Annotated in this window: 21 protein-coding genes; 13 read left to right on the top strand and 8 right to left on the bottom strand. The window is 36.5% G+C overall.

What is annotated here, in order from left to right; all coding sequences use genetic code 11:
- Positions 1 to 57: 57 nt before the first annotated feature.
- From EL165_RS03130 to EL165_RS03145, 4 genes are all read right to left on the bottom strand, one after another.
- Positions 58 to 2,463 carry a ligase-associated DNA damage response DEXH box helicase gene (locus EL165_RS03130; protein WP_050791144.1) on the bottom strand — a complete coding sequence of 802 codons (2,406 nt, stop codon included), beginning with the start codon at positions 2,461 to 2,463 and terminating at the stop codon, positions 58 to 60.
- Positions 2,464 to 2,658: 195 nt separating this feature from the next.
- Positions 2,659 to 4,239 carry an ATP-dependent DNA ligase gene (locus EL165_RS03135; RefSeq protein ID WP_002979550.1) on the bottom strand — a complete coding sequence of 527 codons (1,581 nt, stop codon included), beginning with the start codon at positions 4,237 to 4,239 and terminating at the stop codon, positions 2,659 to 2,661.
- Positions 4,236 to 5,258 (bottom strand): ligase-associated DNA damage response exonuclease, encoded by a 1,023-nt coding sequence (locus EL165_RS03140; protein WP_002979548.1) that lies wholly within the window; start codon positions 5,256 to 5,258, stop codon positions 4,236 to 4,238. Before EL165_RS03140 ends, EL165_RS03135 begins: the two co-directional genes overlap by 4 nt.
- Before the next feature lie 128 nt (positions 5,259 to 5,386).
- The gene (locus EL165_RS03145) at positions 5,387 to 6,832 is read right to left on the bottom strand and encodes a S41 family peptidase (protein ID WP_002979546.1); all 1,446 of its coding nucleotides are present in this window, start codon (positions 6,830 to 6,832) and stop codon (positions 5,387 to 5,389) included.
- Between the two features lie 193 nt (positions 6,833 to 7,025).
- On the opposite strand from EL165_RS03145, the gene EL165_RS25755 reads away from it, so the two are divergent.
- Positions 7,026 to 7,133 (top strand): SDR family NAD(P)-dependent oxidoreductase, encoded by a 108-nt coding sequence (locus tag EL165_RS25755; protein ID WP_376746447.1) that lies wholly within the window; start codon positions 7,026 to 7,028, stop codon positions 7,131 to 7,133.
- A 226-nt stretch (positions 7,134 to 7,359) separates the two neighbouring features.
- Here the strand turns inward: EL165_RS25755 and EL165_RS03155 are convergent, their stop codons facing one another.
- Together EL165_RS03155 and EL165_RS03160 are read right to left on the bottom strand one after the other, a co-directional pair.
- On the bottom strand, positions 7,360 to 7,806 hold the full coding sequence (locus tag EL165_RS03155) for a PPC domain-containing DNA-binding protein (protein WP_002979540.1): 447 nt from the start codon (positions 7,804 to 7,806) through the stop codon (positions 7,360 to 7,362).
- An 11-nt stretch (positions 7,807 to 7,817) separates the two neighbouring features.
- Complete coding sequence (locus EL165_RS03160; RefSeq protein ID WP_002979538.1) at positions 7,818 to 8,669, bottom strand: NAD(P)-dependent oxidoreductase; 852 nt, start codon at positions 8,667 to 8,669, stop codon at positions 7,818 to 7,820.
- A 213-nt stretch (positions 8,670 to 8,882) separates the two neighbouring features.
- Between EL165_RS03160 and EL165_RS03165 the strand changes: the two genes are divergently transcribed.
- A complete protein-coding gene (locus EL165_RS03165) occupies positions 8,883 to 9,509 on the top strand; it encodes a CatA-like O-acetyltransferase (protein ID WP_002979537.1) in 627 nt (208 codons plus the stop codon).
- A 62-nt stretch (positions 9,510 to 9,571) separates the two neighbouring features.
- Here the strand turns inward: EL165_RS03165 and EL165_RS03170 are convergent, their stop codons facing one another.
- On the bottom strand, positions 9,572 to 10,165 hold the full coding sequence (locus tag EL165_RS03170) for a Crp/Fnr family transcriptional regulator (protein WP_002979536.1): 594 nt from the start codon (positions 10,163 to 10,165) through the stop codon (positions 9,572 to 9,574).
- A 582-nt stretch (positions 10,166 to 10,747) separates the two neighbouring features.
- On the opposite strand from EL165_RS03170, the gene EL165_RS03175 reads away from it, so the two are divergent.
- Positions 10,748 to 11,089, top strand: coding sequence for a helix-turn-helix transcriptional regulator (locus EL165_RS03175; protein ID WP_002979535.1), 342 nt, complete (start codon positions 10,748 to 10,750; stop codon positions 11,087 to 11,089).
- A 14-nt stretch (positions 11,090 to 11,103) separates the two neighbouring features.
- Here the strand turns inward: EL165_RS03175 and EL165_RS03180 are convergent, their stop codons facing one another.
- A complete protein-coding gene (locus EL165_RS03180) occupies positions 11,104 to 11,835 on the bottom strand; it encodes an MBL fold metallo-hydrolase (protein ID WP_041461772.1) in 732 nt (243 codons plus the stop codon).
- A 250-nt stretch (positions 11,836 to 12,085) separates the two neighbouring features.
- Here EL165_RS03180 and EL165_RS03185 point away from each other — a divergent pair, with 250 nt between their 5' ends.
- The 10 genes from EL165_RS03185 to EL165_RS03230 all read left to right on the top strand — a co-directional run bounded on the left by EL165_RS03185 (position 12,086) and on the right by EL165_RS03230 (position 20,426).
- A complete protein-coding gene (locus tag EL165_RS03185) occupies positions 12,086 to 13,282 on the top strand; it encodes an MFS transporter (RefSeq protein WP_002979531.1) in 1,197 nt (398 codons plus the stop codon).
- Between the two features lie 133 nt (positions 13,283 to 13,415).
- Positions 13,416 to 14,117 (top strand): DsbA family oxidoreductase, encoded by a 702-nt coding sequence (locus EL165_RS03190; RefSeq protein ID WP_002979529.1) that lies wholly within the window; start codon positions 13,416 to 13,418, stop codon positions 14,115 to 14,117.
- A gap of 175 nt (positions 14,118 to 14,292) precedes the next feature.
- Entirely contained in the window at positions 14,293 to 14,601 is a 309-nt protein-coding gene (locus tag EL165_RS03195) for a hypothetical protein (protein ID WP_228370525.1), read from the top strand.
- A 35-nt stretch (positions 14,602 to 14,636) separates the two neighbouring features.
- Complete coding sequence (locus tag EL165_RS03200; RefSeq protein ID WP_002979525.1) at positions 14,637 to 15,218, top strand: 5'-methylthioadenosine/S-adenosylhomocysteine nucleosidase family protein; 582 nt, start codon at positions 14,637 to 14,639, stop codon at positions 15,216 to 15,218.
- Between the two features lie 67 nt (positions 15,219 to 15,285).
- Complete coding sequence (locus tag EL165_RS03205; RefSeq protein ID WP_002979522.1) at positions 15,286 to 16,080, top strand: helix-turn-helix domain-containing protein; 795 nt, start codon at positions 15,286 to 15,288, stop codon at positions 16,078 to 16,080.
- 69 nt (positions 16,081 to 16,149) lie between these two features.
- On the top strand, positions 16,150 to 17,160 hold the full coding sequence (locus EL165_RS03210) for a S41 family peptidase (RefSeq protein ID WP_002979520.1): 1,011 nt from the start codon (positions 16,150 to 16,152) through the stop codon (positions 17,158 to 17,160).
- Positions 17,161 to 17,169: 9 nt separating this feature from the next.
- Positions 17,170 to 17,691 (top strand): GNAT family N-acetyltransferase, encoded by a 522-nt coding sequence (locus EL165_RS03215; RefSeq protein ID WP_002979518.1) that lies wholly within the window; start codon positions 17,170 to 17,172, stop codon positions 17,689 to 17,691.
- Positions 17,692 to 17,752: 61 nt separating this feature from the next.
- Positions 17,753 to 18,340: a Crp/Fnr family transcriptional regulator gene (locus EL165_RS03220; RefSeq protein WP_002979516.1), complete on the top strand. Its 588-nt coding sequence runs from the start codon at positions 17,753 to 17,755 to the stop codon at positions 18,338 to 18,340.
- A 131-nt stretch (positions 18,341 to 18,471) separates the two neighbouring features.
- Positions 18,472 to 19,449 carry a 3-oxoacyl-ACP synthase III family protein gene (locus EL165_RS03225; protein ID WP_002979514.1) on the top strand — a complete coding sequence of 326 codons (978 nt, stop codon included), beginning with the start codon at positions 18,472 to 18,474 and terminating at the stop codon, positions 19,447 to 19,449.
- A gap of 164 nt (positions 19,450 to 19,613) precedes the next feature.
- The gene (locus EL165_RS03230; protein ID WP_002979512.1) at positions 19,614 to 20,426 is read left to right on the top strand and encodes an alpha/beta hydrolase; all 813 of its coding nucleotides are present in this window, start codon (positions 19,614 to 19,616) and stop codon (positions 20,424 to 20,426) included.
- Positions 20,427 to 20,497 lie beyond the last annotated feature (71 nt).

The following is a 20,497-nucleotide window of genomic DNA, read 5'->3' on the forward strand; positions in this document are numbered from 1 at the left end:
TTGCGATAAACAAATATTCAACGGAGTATCTGGTCTTACAGAAAACACATTAATTGATTATAAAAGATCACTTATATCAGAGAGTTTCAGCATCCTTTTAATCCTTGCATCCAGCCCTTCACTGGAAAGGGTCTGCCTCAGGCTGTCCACTTTAATCGGAAAGCTGAGGGGAGTAAAGGAACGGGAATGTTTTAAAATAATTTCAGACTTTTCAATCCTTTTAAAAGCTTCTACAAGACGTTGTTCCTGGAGCTGCATATTAAAGACTTCCGTATAGGCCTGTTTTATTAAAAAATGACTGGCGTCATGGTCTTCGAGCACTTTAAAAATTAATCCTGCTGAACTTTGTAACGATTTGTTGGAGCGCTGCTGTCCTGCATAATTTTGAATCACCATCCCTGATATTACGGCAATATCCCTGAATTTTCTTCTCGCCATTTCGGCAGAATTGATGCTGGCAATCACATCATTCATCAGATTATCACGGGTTAAAATCTGTTGCAGATTTTCTTCGTTAAGCGGAATCTCCTTATCACTGAACAATTCGAATCCATAATCATTCATTGCCATCGAAAAGGAAATGGGAGCCAGCTTTGAGATCCGGTAAGCAATTAATGCAGCCATTACTTCATGTACCAGCCGGCCTTCAAAAGGATACATAAATAAATGGTATCCTTCACGGTTTTTAATCAATTCCACCAGGAATTCATCTTCTTTGGGAATGTGGGAATTTTTTTCCTGGTTAATTAATAAAGAATGCAGAAATTTAAGTTCCTTTTCTGATGCTTTGGGATTTAATGCATGGGAAAGCTTTTCTCTTAAAAAATGTCCCAGATTGGAACTTAAAGGAAGTCTTCCGCCCAGATAACTTGGCACCAGCGCTTTCCCTTTGGCAGATCTTACATACACCGTCATATCTTTGATCATGGCGACTTCCAGCGTTCTTCCTGCAAGAATAAATTTTTCCTCTTTTTTTAGTTTGGAAATAAAATATTCTTCAATCATTCCGATGTAACCTCCTGATATAAATTTCACCTTCAGCATGGCATCGCTTACAATCACTCCCATATTCATCCTGTGAAGCATCGCGATTTTTCTTGAAGTTACTTTATAAAGCCCGTCTTCCATAATGACAACCTTATGGAATTCTTCATAGCTTTTTAAAACACTTCCGCCGATGGTAAGGAATTCCAGAATACTTTTCCATTCTTCATCCAGCATTTCCTGAAATGCATATACTTTCCTGATTCTTTCATACAGTTCATCAGGATAAAAACCGTCTCCTACAGCCAATGTCATCAGAAACTGAACCAATACATCGAAGCACAGAACCTGGGGCTCCCTGGGCTCAACAACTTTCTGCTTTACTGCTTCTTTTAATGCTGAAACTTCAATCAGTTCCAGAGAGTGGGTGGGAACGCAATATATTTTTGAGGTTTCAAAAGGGGAGTGCCCGCTACGTCCGGCTCTCTGAAGAAACCGCGCAACTCCTTTGGCAGATCCTACCTGAATAACAGTGTCTACAGGCTTAAAATCAATTCCCAGATCGAGGGAGGATGTGGAAACCACAGCTTTTAATTTCCCGGAACTTAAGTTTTCCTCAATCCATATTCTCAGGTGCGCATCAATTGAACTGTGATGGATGGCGATCTGGCCGGCAAAATCAGGATGTGCATCCAAAAGAAGCTGATACCACATTTCACTCTGGCTTCTTGTATTGGTAAAGACAATTGTGGATTTTGATTCGAGAATAATCGGGACAACTTTATCTGCAAGCTTGTTTCCCAGATGTCCTGCCCACGGCAAAATTTCAATTTCATCCGGGAAAACAGGCAGAATATCTATTTTTTTATGTTCTTTAGCCGTAACCTTCGTCTTTTTAATATCATAAGGAATAAGAACGTCCATGGCTTCATCCAGATTCCCGATCGTGGCGGTAATTCCCCAGATCTTAACCTTCGGGACGTATTTTCTGAGCTGTGAAATCGCAAGTTCTACCATGACACCGCGCTTTGAACCCAGTAATTCATGCCATTCATCCACAGCCACACATTTCATATCCCTGAAAAAAGCTTCATTGTTTTTCTGAGCCAGAAGCAAGTGAAGACTTTCAGGAGTTACCACAAGAATTTCAGGCATTTTTTTTACCTGCTGCTGTCTCACTTTAGGATCAGTATCTCCGTTTCTTACACCGACAGTCCAATCCAGTCCGATTTCATCAATGGCTTCCTGCATCGCTTTTGCAATATCTTTGGATAAAGAACGAAGTGGTGTAATCCAGATCATTTTCAATCCTTTTTTGTATTGTTCAGGATGATTCAGGAAATCTGAAACCAATGCTAAAAAAACAGAAAAAGTTTTCCCGAATCCGGTAGGGGCCACAACCATTCCGCTGTATCCGTTTCCGAATTTTTTCCAGGTTTCCAGCTGGAATTTAAAAGGGGCAATGCCTTTATCGGTCATCCATTGCTGAATGATCTTTAATCCGTTGCTATGTTCAAAAGCTGCCAATTCTATTTTTATTTAAATTTTTAACGCAAAAGGGCGCTAAGTTTTTATTTGATATTGTTTATTTTCCGATCGCAAGGGCAATATCTTACTATAGCTTAGCAGAGTGCCTGAATATTACGCTATCATAAAAAGTCCTTGCGTTAAAATCTATTGTATTAATTTTTTAATTTCTTCCAAATCATCAATTTCCTCTACAGTTTTATCTTTCCGCCATCTTACAATTCTCGGGAAACGGAGCGCCACACCGCTTTTATGGCGGTTGCTGAAACCTATTCCCTCAAAAGCAATTTCGAATACCAGCTCAGCTTTTACCGTTCTTACAGGACCGAATTTCTCAATAGCATTTTTGGTTACAAAGCGGCTTACTTCCATGATTTCCTTATCCGTAAGACCTGAATAGGCTTTGGCAATCGTTACTAAAGTGTCTCCGTTTTTCACGGCAAATGTATAATCAGTATAGTAAGCACTTCGTCTGCCGCTTCCTTTCTGGGCATAAATAAGCACGGCATCAATGGTAAACGGATTGATTTTCCACTTCCACCAGTCACCTTTTTTACGGCCGGAATGATAAGGAGAGTTTTTTTGCTTCAGCATCAATCCTTCGCTGTTTACTTCTCTTGAATTTTCTCTGAGGCTATTCAATTCTTCCCATTTTTCAAACTCCAGGCTTTTGGAAATGCTGATGTTCTGAGGATTTTCATTCAATAACAGTTCTTCAAGCAAAGCACGTCTTGCAGAGATCGGTTTCTCTCTCAAATCATTATCTTCAAACTCCAGAAGATCATAGGCAAAAACTTCAATCGGGATTTCCGACAGCATTTTTTTAGTTAAAGTTTTTCTGTTCAATCTTTTTTGTAGTTCATTGAAATTTAAAACTTTACCATCTTTTACTGCCAATATTTCTCCGTCCAGCACAAAGTTGCCTTTCATTTCCTGTACAACTTCCATGATCTCCGGAAATTGTTCTGTCACAAGTTCTTCACCCCTTGACCAGATGAAGACTTCATCGTTTCTCCGTATGATCTGTCCGCGTATTCCGTCCCATTTGTATTCTACCAGCCATTCATCAGGATTTCCCAGTTCTTCAGCTTCTTTTTCCAAAGGATAGGCAAGGCAGAAAGGATAAGGCTTTGAGTTGTCGGGATTAACATTTTCTGCATCAATAAGCTCTTTGAACGACACTTCATCCGGGAGCCATTTGCCCATCAGGCTATGCATTAAGGCACTGGATTCCTGACCGGAAAATCTGGTCAGCGCATTGATTAATGTTTTATCTGATACTCCGATACGGAAACTTCCGCCAATTAATTTGTTGAAAATCAAACGCTCAGTATAATCCAGACCATTCCATGACTGCAGTACGAATTCTTTTTTCTCTGTATCGGTTTTGCTTTTTAAATTAACAATATCATTCATCCATTCTGATAAAGAACGCTCGATTTTTTCCTGCGGGGGAGGCAGTATCAATGATAAGGTTTCCCCAAGATCTCCTACGGAGGAATAAGACTCCTGAAACAGCCAGTAGGGAAGCTGCGTAATCTCCAGTGCCCATTCTTTCATGTAATTGGTATTCACATTTCTCTTGGGTCTTTTTCCGGTAAACAAGGCAATAAACCATACTTTATCTTCATCAGGAGCACGCTCCAGGTAATCAATGATAGCATCAATTTTAGCGTTGGTTTTATTGGTGGTTTCCAACGCGTTGATAAGTTCTGCAAAGTGTCTCATGATTCCGGGGTTTGAAGGGTTTCTTTTTCGGATTCTTCCTCGTCGTCTCCAAATAATGTTTCCACAACATCTGCTTTGATTCCGATCTCATTCAGATATTTTGAAAATACTTCTGTCTGTCCGTGGGTAACATGTACAAGCTCGGCTTCTGTGGCTTTTACAGTCTGTAATAATCCTTTCCAGTCGGCATGGTCGCTCATGGCAAATCCTGCGTCTGCACTCCGCCATCTTCTGGCACCGCGCACCTGCATCCAGCCTGAGCAAATAGCTGTAGCAGGATCAGGGATCTTTTTGATGATATTACTGTCCAATAAGGCTGGCGGCACAATGACAATTTCATGCTGTACTTCTTTGGGACGTTCCCTGAAATCTGCAATTGTGTATTCAGGAAGATCAATTCCCACAGTTTCGAAGGCTTCATTCAGTTTTCCGATGGAATAGTGGACATATATTTTCCCCAGCTCTTCCACAGCCTTCATGATACGCTGGGCTTTTCCAAGAGAATATCCTATGAAGACTGATGTTTTATTATTTTCTTTATTTTTCAGTACCCAGTTCTGAAGTTTTTTATTTAGATCCGGAACTTCGAGCCAGTTATAAATGGGAAGACCGAAAGTACTTTCCGTCACAAACTCATTACATTTCACCAGCTCGAAAGGGGTACTGAGTCCATCGTTCTGTACTTTATAATCTCCCGAAATTACGGTTACATATCCTTTATATTCAAGTCTTATCTGAGCTGATCCGATAATATGTCCGGCAGGATGCATAGAAAGCTTTACTCCATTAATGGTAACAACCTCTCCGTATTCTATACTCTGGCATTCGATATCCGTCCCGATTCTCTGATGAAGGATAGGTTTTGTGAAATGATGACACAGGTATTTTTTCATTCCCCAGCGGGCATGATCAGCATGACCGTGCGTAATGACCGCCATATCTACAGGTCGCCAGGGGTCTATATAAAATTTTCCCTGCGGACAGTAAATTCCTTTTTTTGTAAATGTGATTAATTTCAATGGTGTGACTGGTTTTGTAGAGTACCTTCAAAAACTTAACCAATTTACAACAAACCGTTTATTTTTAATCACTGAAAGTATCAAAAGAGGTTAAAAAAAGCTGCTTCGGTTCGAAACAGCCTTTTATTTTATTTTTCATTAAGAACTTCATTTACGTAATCAATCCATTGATAATCAGGGATTGTTCTATCTATGTAATAATCCGGCTGAATCCCTTTTCCATCAATGGCCATTTCCGGAATACGGAAACTTTTAGAAAGAGAATATCCTAATTTAAATTCGTTACAGGGTGAATTAATAAAATACATATTGGAAATGTCAAGAACTCCCGCTGTCGTTGTCCCGAAAAGCTTCACTTTTTTGCTCTGCTTGGCAGCCAGTAAAAACTCTTCGGCAGTACTGCCATTACCATCATTGATGATAATTCCCACATTTTTCGGATAAGGCGAAATTTTATCAAGCTTGTTGATTCCTACTATATTTCCATCGTCCTGAAGGCTGACAAACTTACCTAAGTTCCTGGTGAGTTTATCATAGGCCTTCTTCAGATATTCTCTTTCTTCCTTCGGTATTCCATATTTCTGATAATTTTCATACAGATCCAGCATTCGTTGATTATTCAGTTTTGTAGAATAAAACTGTGTCCTGATACTTCTGATAGGATTGGTATAGAGATAGGGAATAATTTTATCAAAACTGCTGTCACTGCCGCCGCCATTATTTCTGATATCAATAATCAGATTTTCTGTGCTTTCAATTTTAGATTGATTGGCTGCAATAACGCTGTCTATATCTTTTTTTAAAGCACCGTTGAAAGAAGGAATTCTTAAAAGCAGTGTGGTTTTGTTAAGCACTTTCAGGAAAGGCTTTTGTGCTTTTATTGTTTCAAAGTACGTTTCAATGCTTTCTTCTTTTTCAAATTGGGGTGAAATTCTTTTCAGGGTAAACTCACCCAACCCAAGATAATTTTTTCCAATTAACCTTATATTGTTTATTTCCTGGGCTGATTTGTTTCTCAAATAAAAGGTTCCTGTGGTTTTATCAGCTTTAATAACCAGTTTCAGTTCATAAGGTTTCCAATTTTCTGCTCCAGATGTAATGATAAAACCCTTATAACTATCGCCAAATTTCTTGATTCCAATCGTGTAAGGCCCGGTTTCCCAGATCCCTTCAATATCCGAATCTTTCTTAGTCAGAACTTCTTTTTTAAATTTTTCAAGATCAACTTTTACCATTTCTGTTTTTATATTTTCAACAGCTGCAGTTGGATTTTGCTGACTGGTATTGTCAATTTTTGAGATTGAAAAATGGCCGGATCTGAAGAATTTAAGCCAGTCATAAATGATTTGCTGGCATTCAGTATCTGACTTTACATTTTTGATTTTGTTCAGAAATTCATTGTTATGAGCCTGATAAGCAGGGGCTCCCTTTTGATCAATTACATATTGATAGCCGGCATCATTTTCCTCAAATGTCTTTTTTACCCACTGATAATTACTTTCACAATTACAATTCTGAGCAAAGCTGAAAGAAGAAGAGATAAAAATTAAAAGAAGTGTTTTAATTTTAAGCATATACTGGTTTTAGTTTATATTACAAATCTAACAATAAATATATTTTTTTATGATGTAAAAGGAGACTTATTTAGAAAACTATTCATCCTCTGTTCGTTTTTATGAACTTTCCAGCAATATAAAAATGAGCTTGCAAGCAATATTACCCTTGTGGAAATCTTTGAAATTTGTATCATCATTAAAAAAGAATACAATGAGTAAAACAATTTTAATCACAGGTGCAGCAAGTGGGTTCGGAAAGATTGCTGCTTTTGATCTTGCTAAAAAAGGACATAAAGTAATTGCTACCGCACAGGTTTAAAAGACCTTCAGATATTTATCTTGATCTGGGTTTTGAGAATTTATCGCACTTTTATTCTTCATTCAAAAAGAAATTCGGACTGACCACTACTGAAGTTTAGTGCAACCATTAAAAAGCACAACTTTAAAATAAATACAAAGGCACAGGAATTAAATCTTGTGCCTTTGCATTTTCAAAACTTTGAACTTTAAGTAAAGCATTTATCCAATCGACAATTTCCAACGATTTATTTTTCAAAATCATAAAGATTGATTCCCGTTTCTTCGTTTTTAATTTTTACCACTCTGGTATTCAACGGATAGAAAATAAATTCTGCGGCTCCCTGAATTTTTGCTTCTAAAAGATGTCCTGCCAAAGCGGTGTAATCTTCTCTTCCCAGCGTAATGTGAAGGTGAAGCGTCAGTTTTCCCTCTATCTCCGAAACATTTCCGGAAATATTGGTGACTTCCATCTGTTCTTTAAAGGTTTTATCTACATATTTTTTTGTAGCCGGATTAAAGAAACGAAGTGTTGCTTCACTTACTGCTCCGATTCCTGTTACTTCTCCCGCCAGAATTTTCTGATCCATGATAAAATCAGTTAGTGTCTCCACAATATTGCAATGATTTTCAATACTTACGATATAAATTTGATCTGCTTCTCTGGCAGACCAACGTTTTCCTTTATAATTCATATCAGCATGTTTTATTCTTTTGTTTTCAGATAGTTGATAATCCCTATTACGTCATCCTGACCAAAACCTTTGTCATGTGCATTTTGATACGTTTGAATCAATGGTTCTGATAAAGGAAAATCAGCACCGGCATTTTTAGCCAGAAGAATGTCTTTGAGCATAAGATCAAGAGCAAATGCTGGGGCATATTCATCCGCAATCAGCAGTGGCGTTTTTACCTTTGTTGCACCGCTTCCGCTGGCACTTTCATTAATGATTTCAAGCATATCAGACCGCTCGATTCCTAATTTTCCGGCCAGCAATACAGTTTCTGCCAGTCCCTGATAAATGGCAGACAGAAAATAATTAACTGATAGTTTTCCTGCGATTCCTTTTCCGTTTTCACCGAGATGTTTTACAGATTTTCCCATTTTCAAAAGGTAGGGCATGGCCCGCTCGATGTCTTTTTCTTCACCTCCTGCCATAATGATGAGTGCACCTTCTTTTGCAGGCATAGTGCTTCCTGCTACAGGAGCATCAATAAAAGAAGCTTCCTTTATCTTAAGAGCTGCTGCTGTTTCCGTGGAGGTTTCGGGAGAAATTGTACTCATATCCACGAAGAGCTTTCCCTGAATATTTATAGGGAGAATTTCCTCATACACTGCTTTTACGGCATTATCGTTGGTAAGCATTGTGAATATAATATCACTGTTTTGTACAAGGTCTTTAATTTGGGTGCAGACGGATGATTTTCCCTCAAAATCTGTGGTTTTTTCAGCAGATCTGTTGTAAACGGATAGCTGAAAGCCTGCTTTTTCAAGGTTCTTGGCCATAGGATGTCCCATATTTCCTAATCCGATAAATCCGATTTTTTCCATTGCCATATTGTATAATTTATTGTTAATTCGATAGTGTGTAACGTCAATTTCCTGAATAAAAAAGAGTTATGCAGCAAATAAGTAAACTGCAATACGTGTTGTTTTTGCTGCAAAATGCCTACCAATCATGGTCTTATAAGGTTAAGTTTTAATTATATTTTCAGTCATAAATTTTTTAAACCGGAGAAACTTTCAGAAATTTGCAAAAAATAAGAGTTCATGAAGATTGTAGACATAGATAACTGGAACAGGAAAGAACATTTTGAATTTTTCTCTAATATGGCAAGTCCTTATTTTGGATTTACAACAGAAGTAGACTGTACAAAAGCATACGAAACAGCCAAAGAAAAAGGATATTCTTTTTTTGCCTATTATTTTCATAAGTCTATGGTAGCGATCAATACAGTTGATGAATTAAAACTTAGAATCGTTGACGGGCAGGTTGTACAGTTTGACACGGTTCATGCTGGCAGTACCATCGGAAGACCGGATGGAACTTTCGGTTTTTCTTTCACCCATTATTCAGAGGATTTTGAAACATTTAATGCTGCTTTGCAGGAGGAAATAAAAGGAGTTCACCAGACTTCGGGACTGAGATTAAGCAATGAAAGACTGGGAAAGGATCATGTAAGACATACCACTATTCCCTGGAACTCTTTCAGTGCGATATTGCAGCCTACTGATTTTAATACACAAGAATCTGTACCAAAAGTTGCTTTTGGGAGATTCAATATCCGTGACGGCAGAAAATATCTTCCTGTTTCTGTTGAAGCACATCATGGATTGGCAGACGGGATTCATATTGCCAGATACCTGGAAGAATTTCAAAGACAGCTTGATCAGTAGGAGCGGGCAGAATATTGTCATACAAAATAGAATAAAAGCCGGAGTACATCCGGCTTTTATTTTTAATAATAGATCTTCCGGCGTTCTATTTTTACCATCTGATCTTTTTCCATTTGTTTTATGGTTCTTATCACTGTTTCTACCCGTAATCCAGTAAGTGAAGCAAGCTGCTGGCGCGTAAGCGGAACCTGAAAAGAGTAGGGCGTTTTTTCCTCATGATAACTTTTCAGATAATCCATAAGCAATTTCAGCTTGGATACGGGATTCTGAAAAGAAAGATTATACAACATGAGGTATTTATAATACATCCTTTCCGCAAGACATTCATAGACGCTTAAAGAAACTTCGGGATTATTCCGGATCAGGTCCATAAAATTCTCTCTTGGTATTCTGAATACACTTGAATCTTTCATTGCAACGGCATTCATAGGATATGGTCTGTCCACAAACAATAAAGACTCTCCGAAACTTTGACCGTCTGAGAAGATATTCTGGATAAATTCTTTTCCACCTTCTGTATAATTATTGAGTTTAATTTTACCTTTTTCAATCTGGTAATAATACATTGGAGACTCTTCTTCCCGGAAAATAATATCTTCTGCCTTATAATCTTTAATTTCGGCACCAAATGAAATCAATAAATTTTCAATGATCATATTGTAATTTATTTTAATTTTTTAAATGAACATTCGTACTATTCTTGTTTAAAAATTTTCTTAAAATAAAGGAACATGGATTTTATTTATTTTTCGAACAACGTGGTACCATTCATATACCACACCTATTCACTTTTTTTGATTATTTCTTTTAACAATATTGATTGAGATCATAAAAAAGTATAACGGTAATCAGCTACATTTACAACCCGTCAGAAAGTACATTGTAAATAATGGGAAACTGACTGATAAAAGCTGTTATGATCTTTTGCTTAAAAAAATAACGTGGTATCTATGTGGTACGCGGTTTTATTTAAATTTTAATCATTTTTTCTTTCTTTGCCAAGGTAAAAATGATGCAAATTCACAAGTAGATTTTTTTTTAACATATTTATTAACTTAATACAACTTAAATATTATAATCTATTGAATTATAATCATTGAAAATGCGTAAATTTTAACTATATAAAAATTATTTTATTCCATTATTAACCTATAAAACACAGATATCAGAGAAAAAAAGACTTTGTACTGATGCGCAAAAGATGTCGCATCTGAAATAAGTAGAGATGAGAAAGTATTATGAAAAACAAAAAAACTGAACCGAATATTGAGGATTTGAATCAAAAGATTCTTGTACAAGACGAAATTATGGCACTTGCCAAAGCAAATTCTCCACGTTTGCTGAATAAATTCAGACTCGTCTATCCTGATTTTTTTAAAAAGTTATCTGCTATACAGCCTTCGCTAAAAAACTCTGAATTGATCTTTTGTATCTATCTTAAGCTCAATATGACCACCAAGGAAATTGCAACCTGTATTTTTGTAACGCCCAAAGCCATACAAAACAGGAAAAACAGGATCAGAAAAAAACTTAATATTCCTTCGGAATTTGATATCTACAAATGGTTTAATGAAATTTAAACCATTTTTTTTGTTTAAATTTCAATGACAGCCTGATCCAGATCATGATATAACAGAATTTTCCAGTGGTTCTGCCTTGCTTCTTTTTCCCATTTAAGCCTTAATTCCATTGCTTTCCTGCCATCAAAGTCACTTTTATAAGCCAGATGATACTTCAGATAAGAAGCCTGTGGAAGATCATCGGCACCATAGAAAACCGTTTCCTCATTTTCCCTGATCCAGAAAACCTGCATAAACGGAGTATGCCCGCCGGCCACTTCATATGAAATTTCATCTGTAATCTGACCTTTATCTTCATTCATCCAGATAATATTGGGCAGCTGGATCAATTTTTCCAGCACATCAAAATCAAAAGAAGGATTGCCTTTATTTTCCATCGCAAAATCCAGTTCACGTTTCTGTATATAAATCTGAGCATTGGGAAAAGTTGCTTCAAAACCATTATCTTTAAGGGTTACCGCTCCTTCGATATGATCTTTGTGAAGATGGGAAAATAATAATTTAGTGATCTGCCCGGGAAGAATATTTTCTTTTTCCAGAATTTCAGAAATTACCGTTGCTCCGGAATCATTTTTCCAGCCAATCCCTGCATCCAGAAGAATATAATCATTTTCAGTAATGATGAGAAAAGGCTGCACAGACATTTTAATTCCTCCAACCTGATCAAAATTTTCATCTGTTAAAAGTGTAAAATCCTTAGTTTTGCTTGCCGAAAAATTACCTTCTTTAAGTGGAATGATTTTCATGCTGCAAATTTCTTTAATAATTCCAATATGTAAAAGGTTTTTCATCAATATATATCATCAATAAAAACAATGATACGGCACCCTTTTGAAATCATTCTACTTACCATAGCCTCAGTGATTATTTATAAAAAATGTGAAGTCTTAAACCGGGAAATTTCTTTTTTTAATGATTATCTTTGATCTCTTAAAAAATCTGACCCTATAAAATCAAACGTCAGAAAGATTCATTTCAAACAAAATTTTACACGTAATGCAGGAGAGTTCTACCCATGGTATTTCCCGGACGGTTATCTGGCTAATGGCCATTATTTCCGGACTTGTAGTTGCCAATAATTATTATAACCAGCCGCTACTGGCCCTCATTTCAGAAGAACTTCAGATTCCTGAGAGTTCAGCAAGTAAAATTTCTGTGCTTACCCAGATTGGTTATGCATTGGGATTATTACTGATTGTACCATTAGGTGATAAATTCTTTCGTAAAAAATTAATTTTAATTGATTTATTTCTTGTTTTCGGATCACTTGTATGGATGACTTTTGCCAATCAGCTATGGATGCTGTATGCAGCAAGTCTTCTGATCGGGGCAACTTCCGTTATTCCACAGCTTTTTGTGCCTATTGCAGCAGAACTTTCATCAGATAAGGAAAAATCGGGCAATATCGGACTGGTAATGTCAGGATTGCTGCTGGGAATTCTTTTATCCCGTTTTATCGGAGGTATTGTTGGTGAAGTGTGGGGCTGGAGAGCAATGTTTGGTATTGCAGCAGGACTGATGATACTGGTTTGGGTGGCTGTCTATAAAATGCTGCCTGAGCTATCTCCGAACTTTAAAGGAACTTATAAAGAACTGATGCGTTCTGTTGCCCATCTTGCGAAAACCCAACCGGTTCTTCAGCTGGCATCTTTCCGTGGGGCAATGGCTTTCGGGTCTATGTGTGCCTTATTTACGACATTGGTTTTCCATATGGAGAAACCGCCTTTCAATGCAGGTTCTTCTGTAGTGGGAAGTTTTGGACTGGCGGGAGCGGTAGGAGCTTTGGCCGCTGCAAAGGTGGGAAAACTGCAAAAATATCTTGATATTAACCGGATTATATTGTATTCCCTGCTGATTGTCATTGGAAGCTGGGGATTTACCTACTTTGCAGGAGAAACCTACTGGGGACTTATTGTCGGAGTAATTCTTGTTGACCTGGGAGTGCAATCCAGCCATATTATGAACCAGACCAATTATTTTTTACTTAAATCCAATGCCGTAAACAGACTGAATACAGTTTATATGGTATCTTACTTTATTGGTGGATCGCTGGGAACCTGGCTGGCTTCTATTGCATGGCAAAAGGCACAATGGGGTGGTGTATGCTTTGTAGGTACTACATTTGGAGTATTGGGTCTGATTGCGCATATTTTGTTTTCAAAAAAAGTAAATAAAGCTGCCATAGGGAAATAATTATTTATTTTAATGGGTATTTTAGAACGCTGATAGTTGCTTCTTTAAATACAAAACTAAATGTAATAATTTTTGTTACATTAAATAAATTGTAGTAAATTTGTATCATTAATTTGATTTAAAATTCAATAGAATGAAAATAGAAATCTGGTCGGACGTAATGTGTCCGTTTTGCTATATCGGAAAAAATAATTTTGAACAGGCGTTAAGTAAACTTCCATTTAAAGATGAAGTAGAAGTGGAATGGAAAAGTTTTCAGCTGGATCCAACTTTAGATCCGAACAAAACTCAGGATACCCTTCAATATTTCAGAGAGAAAAAAGGAGTTGCCGAAGCTCAGGCTACTCAAATGCTGGGACAGGTTACCCAAATGCGAAAAGGAGCCGGAATTGATTTTAATTTTGGACAAACTTTGATCACCAATACTTTCAGCGCTCACAAATTGCTTCATTTAGCTAAGAAGCACAACAAATCCAATGAAATGGAAGAGGCATTATTTATTGCTCACTTTATTGACGGTAAAAATGTAGGTGATACTGAAGTTTTAATTGCTCTTGCTGAAAGTCTTGGACTTGATAAAGATGAAGCCAGAGAAGCTGTTACAACAGATCAACTAGATGATGAAGTCAACCAGGATATTCAGGAGGCAAGAAACAATGGGATTTCCGGAGTTCCTTTCTTTGTTCTGAATGGTAAATATGCCGTTTCAGGAGCACAGCCTGCTGAAGTATTTGAAAATGCACTTCAGCAAACCTATAAAGAAACGGTGAGTCCGTTTAAGGATCTTTCCGGTAGCAGTGGAGCAGCATGCGATGCTGATGGATGCAGTATTTAAAATATGAAAACCCCAAAACAAATATTTGTTTTGGGGTTTTTAATTAGGTATACATTTGAATATTTATATATTTGAAAGACTTCAATGAAATCCTTTAATATTTAAGAAAATGAACATTAACATTTTTAGATATACCTCAATTATTTCTTACCTGTTCATTATTTTAATGGGACAAATGACAGGATTACCATTTATTTTTTGGCTTCTATTTAATGCTTTTGATTTCTGGAATATAGAACAAATTTTTGCTGTATCAGGGCTTTTAGGTGCTATACTTAATGTTACAAGATGGAAAAATAAAGTACCCATAACAATTTTAAGTTTTGTGATGATGCTTTCACCCATTATGAGCAGGATAGTGCAAACTCCCATAGAAAAGTTTAATTATTTTGCTTTCAAGATTCCTTTATTTCTGTTTATTGTATGTTATATAATATTTATTGTTCTTAATGCAAAAAAAGGAAAACCTATTGTATCTTTGTAATACAATGTCAATAGCTGTATAAATCTGATTTCTCAATGATAAAAATTAACGACGAAACCCAATATTCAATTGATGATACTCTTTTTGTTTTTGCATTAGATTCCGAAGCAGGAACTGTATTTGATGATAAAAACAAATTAATTACAGGCATCGGAAAAGTGAATGCTGCTATAGAACTAACCAAAGAAATTCATGCCAGAAAACCTAAATTGATTGTCAACTTAGGTTCTGCCGGAAGCAAAGGATTTCACAAAGGTGAGGTGGTATGCTGCACAAAATTCATCCAGAGAGATATGGATGTAAGAGGGCTTGGATTTAAACTGTATGAGACTCCGCTTTCCGGAGTGCCACCTGTACTGGAATACGGTCTTAAAATGGATGCATTGAAAGAAGGCATCTGCGGTAGCGGCGACAGTTTTGAAATGAACCATTCCGAAACCGATTATAATATTGTAGACATGGAAGCTTATCCACTGGCATTGATTGCCCAAAAGGAAAATATTCCGTTTTTATGCCTGAAATATATTTCTGATGATGCAGGAAGTGATGCCGCAGACGACTGGAGCGCACAGGTACATCTGGCTTCTGAAGCATTTAAGAAGATTCTTTTTTCATAAATAATACAATCCTGGACACGCTTCAGGATTTTGTTTTCTGTTTATTTTTTACCTTCACTCCTTTAGTATGAAAGTCACTTTTTATCAACCTTTACATCCCATTCTTAAAGAATATATTGAAGGATATTACTTTGTGGAAAAAGATGACAGCCATGAGCCGGTCAGATACCTCACATTTCCGGATAATTATTTTATCATGTCAGCTTGTCAGGATGTTTCTATTGTTCAGAATAAAGGATGGGTGGAAATCAGAAGGTCTGCAACTGAGAATATTGTGATTGATTTTGTATTCAGATGCTCTGTTCCTACCGAAATTCTTTATCAGCAATCCGTTAATGAAGTTACGGTTTACTTCAAGCCATTAGGAATTTATCATTTTTATGATGCCGTTAAAAGCGATGACCTTCAGCGGGAAATTCATTGTTCTGATTTTAAAGAAACCATGAATGTTATTTTAAAAGAATCTGACAGAAATATACAAATTGAAATGCTGGAAAAATACTGGCTTTCCAAATTCATAAAGAAAGATTTACAGCTGGCTTACAGCATTTTGAATGATTTTGAAACCAAAATGAGCATTGAAGAAATTGCAGATAAAAATAAAATAACAAGGCAGTATGTGAATAAGATTTCCCGGCGATATCTCGCTAAACCCGCTTCAGAATTCAGAAAAATCCAGCGTTTCCGAAATGTGCTGATTTCAAATAAAAAGACCAGAAATCTTACAGAGCTTTCTTATGAGAACCTGTTTTATGACCAGTCCCATCTTATTAAAGATTTTAAAGAGCTTACCAGAATCAATCCCGGAAAATTCTTTGACCATGTAGATACTGAGAAAAATAATATCTGGCTGTTTATCTGAGTTTCCATTTTTACAATTCCCATCAACTTCATTGAAATACATTTGCTGAAATATTAAATACTTATTTCAATGAAAAAAATAGGCATAGGTTTCTGCTTTTTTATCTCCTTATTCGTTGCTGCGCAGAAAAATGATGTTCAAGCTGTACTTTCTGATATTACAAAAAAGGTGAAAGACTATTATATTGACAAAGACGCCTTTAAAAAAGTAGATTCTTTATTTCAGGATGAACTGAAAAAAGGAACGTTTAACCCACTCAATAAAAATGATTTTGCAGCATTTCTCACCCAAAAACTGAGAACCACTGTTAAGGATGAACATTTTTTTGTGAAATATCTTGAAAACTATACTCCTGAACAACGGATGAGCGAGAAGGAAGAAGAGGCGTTAAACAATGATCACAACCGTCTTGAAAATTTTGGATTTGAAACAGTACAGAGACTTCCGGGAAATATTGGTTACATCAATTACAAAGGCTTTGCTTCTCCCGCTGCCAGTGAAAAAACACTGGCTGCTGCTATGGATTTTGTGGCGAATACCCATGCACTGATTATTGATCTCAGAGAAAACGGTGGAGGAGAAAACGGTATGCTTCTTTTGTTTTTGAGTTACTTTTTTGATCAGAAAACAGATCTTTATACCACGTATTTCAGACATGATCATAAAACAGTTATCAACAGTACCCAGACTAAAGTTACCGGACAAAAATACCTCCATAAAAAGATCTATATTCTTACCAGTAAAAAGACATTTTCGGCCGGAGAGGGAGTAGCTTACTTTTTGCAGCAAAATAAACTTGCTGAAGTAATAGGTGAAACAACAGGGGGTGCCGCCAATCCTGTAGATCACTTTATGGTCCGGAATCAATATTTACTGCTTGTTCCGGCAGGAAAAATAACCGCTTTAGCAACTGGTAAGAACTGGGAACATATTGGAGTAATCCCTGATCAGAAAGTCAAAAGCGAAGATGCTTTAAAAACTGCCCATAGCGTAATTTTAAAAAATTTTTTAATTACAGGTACAAAAACAGAACTTACATTGCCGGAAATAAAAAATCTTATTAATAAATTAGAACAATAAATATACAATATGTCATCAGTAATCATTATTAAATCCGGAGAAAAAGACCTCGAAATACTTCAAAATATTGGTATACAAACCTTCACTGAAACGTTTGCAGAAGATAATACTGAAGAGGCTATGAAAAAGTATCTGGAAGAAAGCTTTAATACTGAAAAGATAAAGTCTGAGTTGAATAATCCTGATTCTCTTTTCTATATTGCCTGGGAAGAAGACAATCCGGTTGGTTACCTGAAAGTGAATTCCGGAAAGGCGCAGACTGAGCTTCAGGATGAGACCAGCCTGGAAATTGAAAGGATTTATGTAAAGAAAAGTCATCACGGGAAAAAAGTAGGGCAGCTTCTTTATAACCAGGCTCTGGAAACGGCTCAACAGCTTGGTAAATCATACCTTTGGCTTGGAGTGTGGGAGAAAAACCTTCGGGCTATCAATTTCTACAGTAAAAACGGATTTGTTGAATTTGATAAACATATTTTCAGACTGGGAGAAGAAGAGCAGACCGATCTGATGATGAAAAAAATACTGGATTAGTTTTTGCCCGCAGATGGCGCATATGATTACATAATATTTCTCATACTTTCTGAATATTAGCATGAAAAACTCCGAATTTATAAAACAGATCAACCGATATTATCCTTTATCTGAGGAAACTATTAAAGATTTATTGGATATCTGCACAGAAGAATACTATCACAAGAATGATCTTCTGCTGGAATCAGGTGCCATGGCAAGATATTATTACTTTATAAAATCAGGATTGATAGGCTATTATACTGTTGATGAACAGGCAAATAACATTTACAAAATCTTCTTCGAGGAAAACAGTTTTGTTGCTTCTACGGCCGCCATTATTAAAAATGAACCCAGCGACTTCAATATCATCGCCCTGGAAGACTGTTCAGTAATACAATATCCTGCAAAAGCTTATCGTGAGTTATTAAAAAAATATCATGACCTCGCTCTTTTTCATATGTATTATCTTGAAAAAAATTGGGTAGTAAACAAAGAACCTCTGGAAGTTTCCCTCAAATACGAAACGGCAAAAAAACGATATTTGGAGCTACTTGAAAACACCTCTCTTTATAACAGGTTAAAACAACATCATATTGCTTCTTACTTGGGAATTACACCTACACAGCTCAGCCGGATCAAAAAGGAGATTAATGGAGATAAATACTGATTAAATTACCACACACTTTTAATAATCAAACGATAAAGTGATTTATTTCATGTTTCTGGGATATATCGTATCATTATGCTAAATTTACATTATATCACAAATAAGAGATATAAATAAAATATTGACAAGACATGAGATTACATCACACGTATTTCTATCATCCTGATTTTGTAGAAAACAACACAGCTGTTATAGACCACTTTGAAAAGCAGGAAATTTCAATGCAAAAAATCCAGAATGCCTTAGGCAGGGCAGAACGTTTTATTGTTCCTGAGAATTCCTTTGAAACTACACTTTCTATGGGAATTGAAGCTGCAAGAGGAGTTCTTAAAGAAAGTAATATTTCTATTCTCGATATAGATGTTATTATTTTTGTAAGCAGTTCTCCCGAACATCATATTCCCTGTGACGCCATCCAGATCCATCATGCGCTTAACGGAAAACCGAATACCTTATGCTATGACATGAATGCCAACTGTATTGGAGGATTTATAGCGCTGGATCAGGTATCAAAATATTTGAAAGGAACCCGGTCCGGAACAAAAGCTTTGGTAGTTTGTGCCGAAAAATTTTCTAGGATATTAGATCCTGACAACCCGATTACCGCTTTTTGTCTTTCAGATTCTGCTTTTGCTTTTATCGTAGAAAATGATGGGGACGACACCTCAGGGTTATTAGATGTATTATATCATACAGACAGCAGTTTTTGTAATACCGTACTCTATCCACCTAAAGGAAACTCACGTCATCATCATGGCGATCTGACAACCTGGGATCGTATTTTCGACGGAATGGGAAGTGTCAATTTTGCACTGGAGAATATCCCTCTGTTTTTAAAGCGCAATCAGAAAAGTCTTGAGCAGATTGATTTGTTTTTATTTTCACAGTTTTCTATCAGGAATATCAATATTATCCGCGATTACTTTCAGTTGCCGGAGGAAAAAATTCCTTTTTACTCTAAAGAGCTTGGGTATACCGGAGCATCCAGTCCATTTTTAGCTTTAGACCAATATCAAAAAGAAGTAAAATCATTGAAAAAAGGAGATTATATTCTTATATGGACACTGGGAACAGGCTATCAGGCAGGATTAATGCTTTGGAAATACTAATCATTGACTGATCTGATTTTATTAAAAGAATTAACAAAAGCTTCAACATATGTTGAGGCTTTCCCTTTTTTAATTTCACAATTTTGACCTGTCTAAAGATCATTGGTATATTATATGTTTAGGAAAATATACCTGTAGCTATTATTAATTAAACACTTTTCAGTATGAAAAAGCTTATCAACATTGTATTTGTAATGACTGTATTTGTACAGTTATCAGCACAAAAAATTATCCATCAGGAAATTTTCAGTTCGAAAATGAACAAAAAGATCAAAACAGTGATCATTACCCCAAACCTTCAGCCTAATACAAAATATCCGTCGGTTTATATCCTTCATGGTTTCAGCGGAAATCCGGACAGAATCATTAAGCAGGATATTCCGGATCTGGTTAAAAAAGCTCAGGAATTAAAAACCATTTATGTACTTCCTGATGGAAACTACAGTTCATGGTATGTAGACAGCCCGATTGTTAAGGATTCCCAGTACCAGACGTTTATTGGTAAAGAGCTGGTAGAGTTCATTGATAAAAATTATCCTGTGAAAGCGGATAAAAAATTCCGTGGAATTTTGGGATGGAGTATGGGAGGTTATGGAGCAACCAACATTGGAGTGACTTATAACAAAACATTTGGTATTGTGGGCAGTTCATGCGGGGCTCTGGACTTTAACTCATTCGGTGAAGGCTATCAGAAATATATGGTAAATAAGGTTCTGGGGCCATTTGAGTCTTTGAATCCTGCTTTCCTGACGGACAGCAAAATAAAACTGATGGCCGGAGCAGATCAGCAATATATTTTCGACTGTGGTACAGAAGACACTCAAATGATCAATATGAACAGGAATTTTCATAAAAAACTGACAGAAATGAAGGTCCAGCACCTCTACACGGAATCTTTGGGAGGGCACGTTCCTGAATATTGGAGCAGATCATTGTCTAAACAATTGTCCTTATTTGACAGGTTTTTTAAACAATAAGCCTTTTTTAAATTTTGGCTGAAGCCAATTTTATCATAAACAATCAATAGAAGCGGGCTTTAGCCCGTTTT

It is taken from the genome of Chryseobacterium gleum, assembly GCF_900636535.1.
GTDB classification, from domain to species: Bacteria; Bacteroidota; Bacteroidia; order Flavobacteriales; family Weeksellaceae; genus Chryseobacterium; species Chryseobacterium gleum.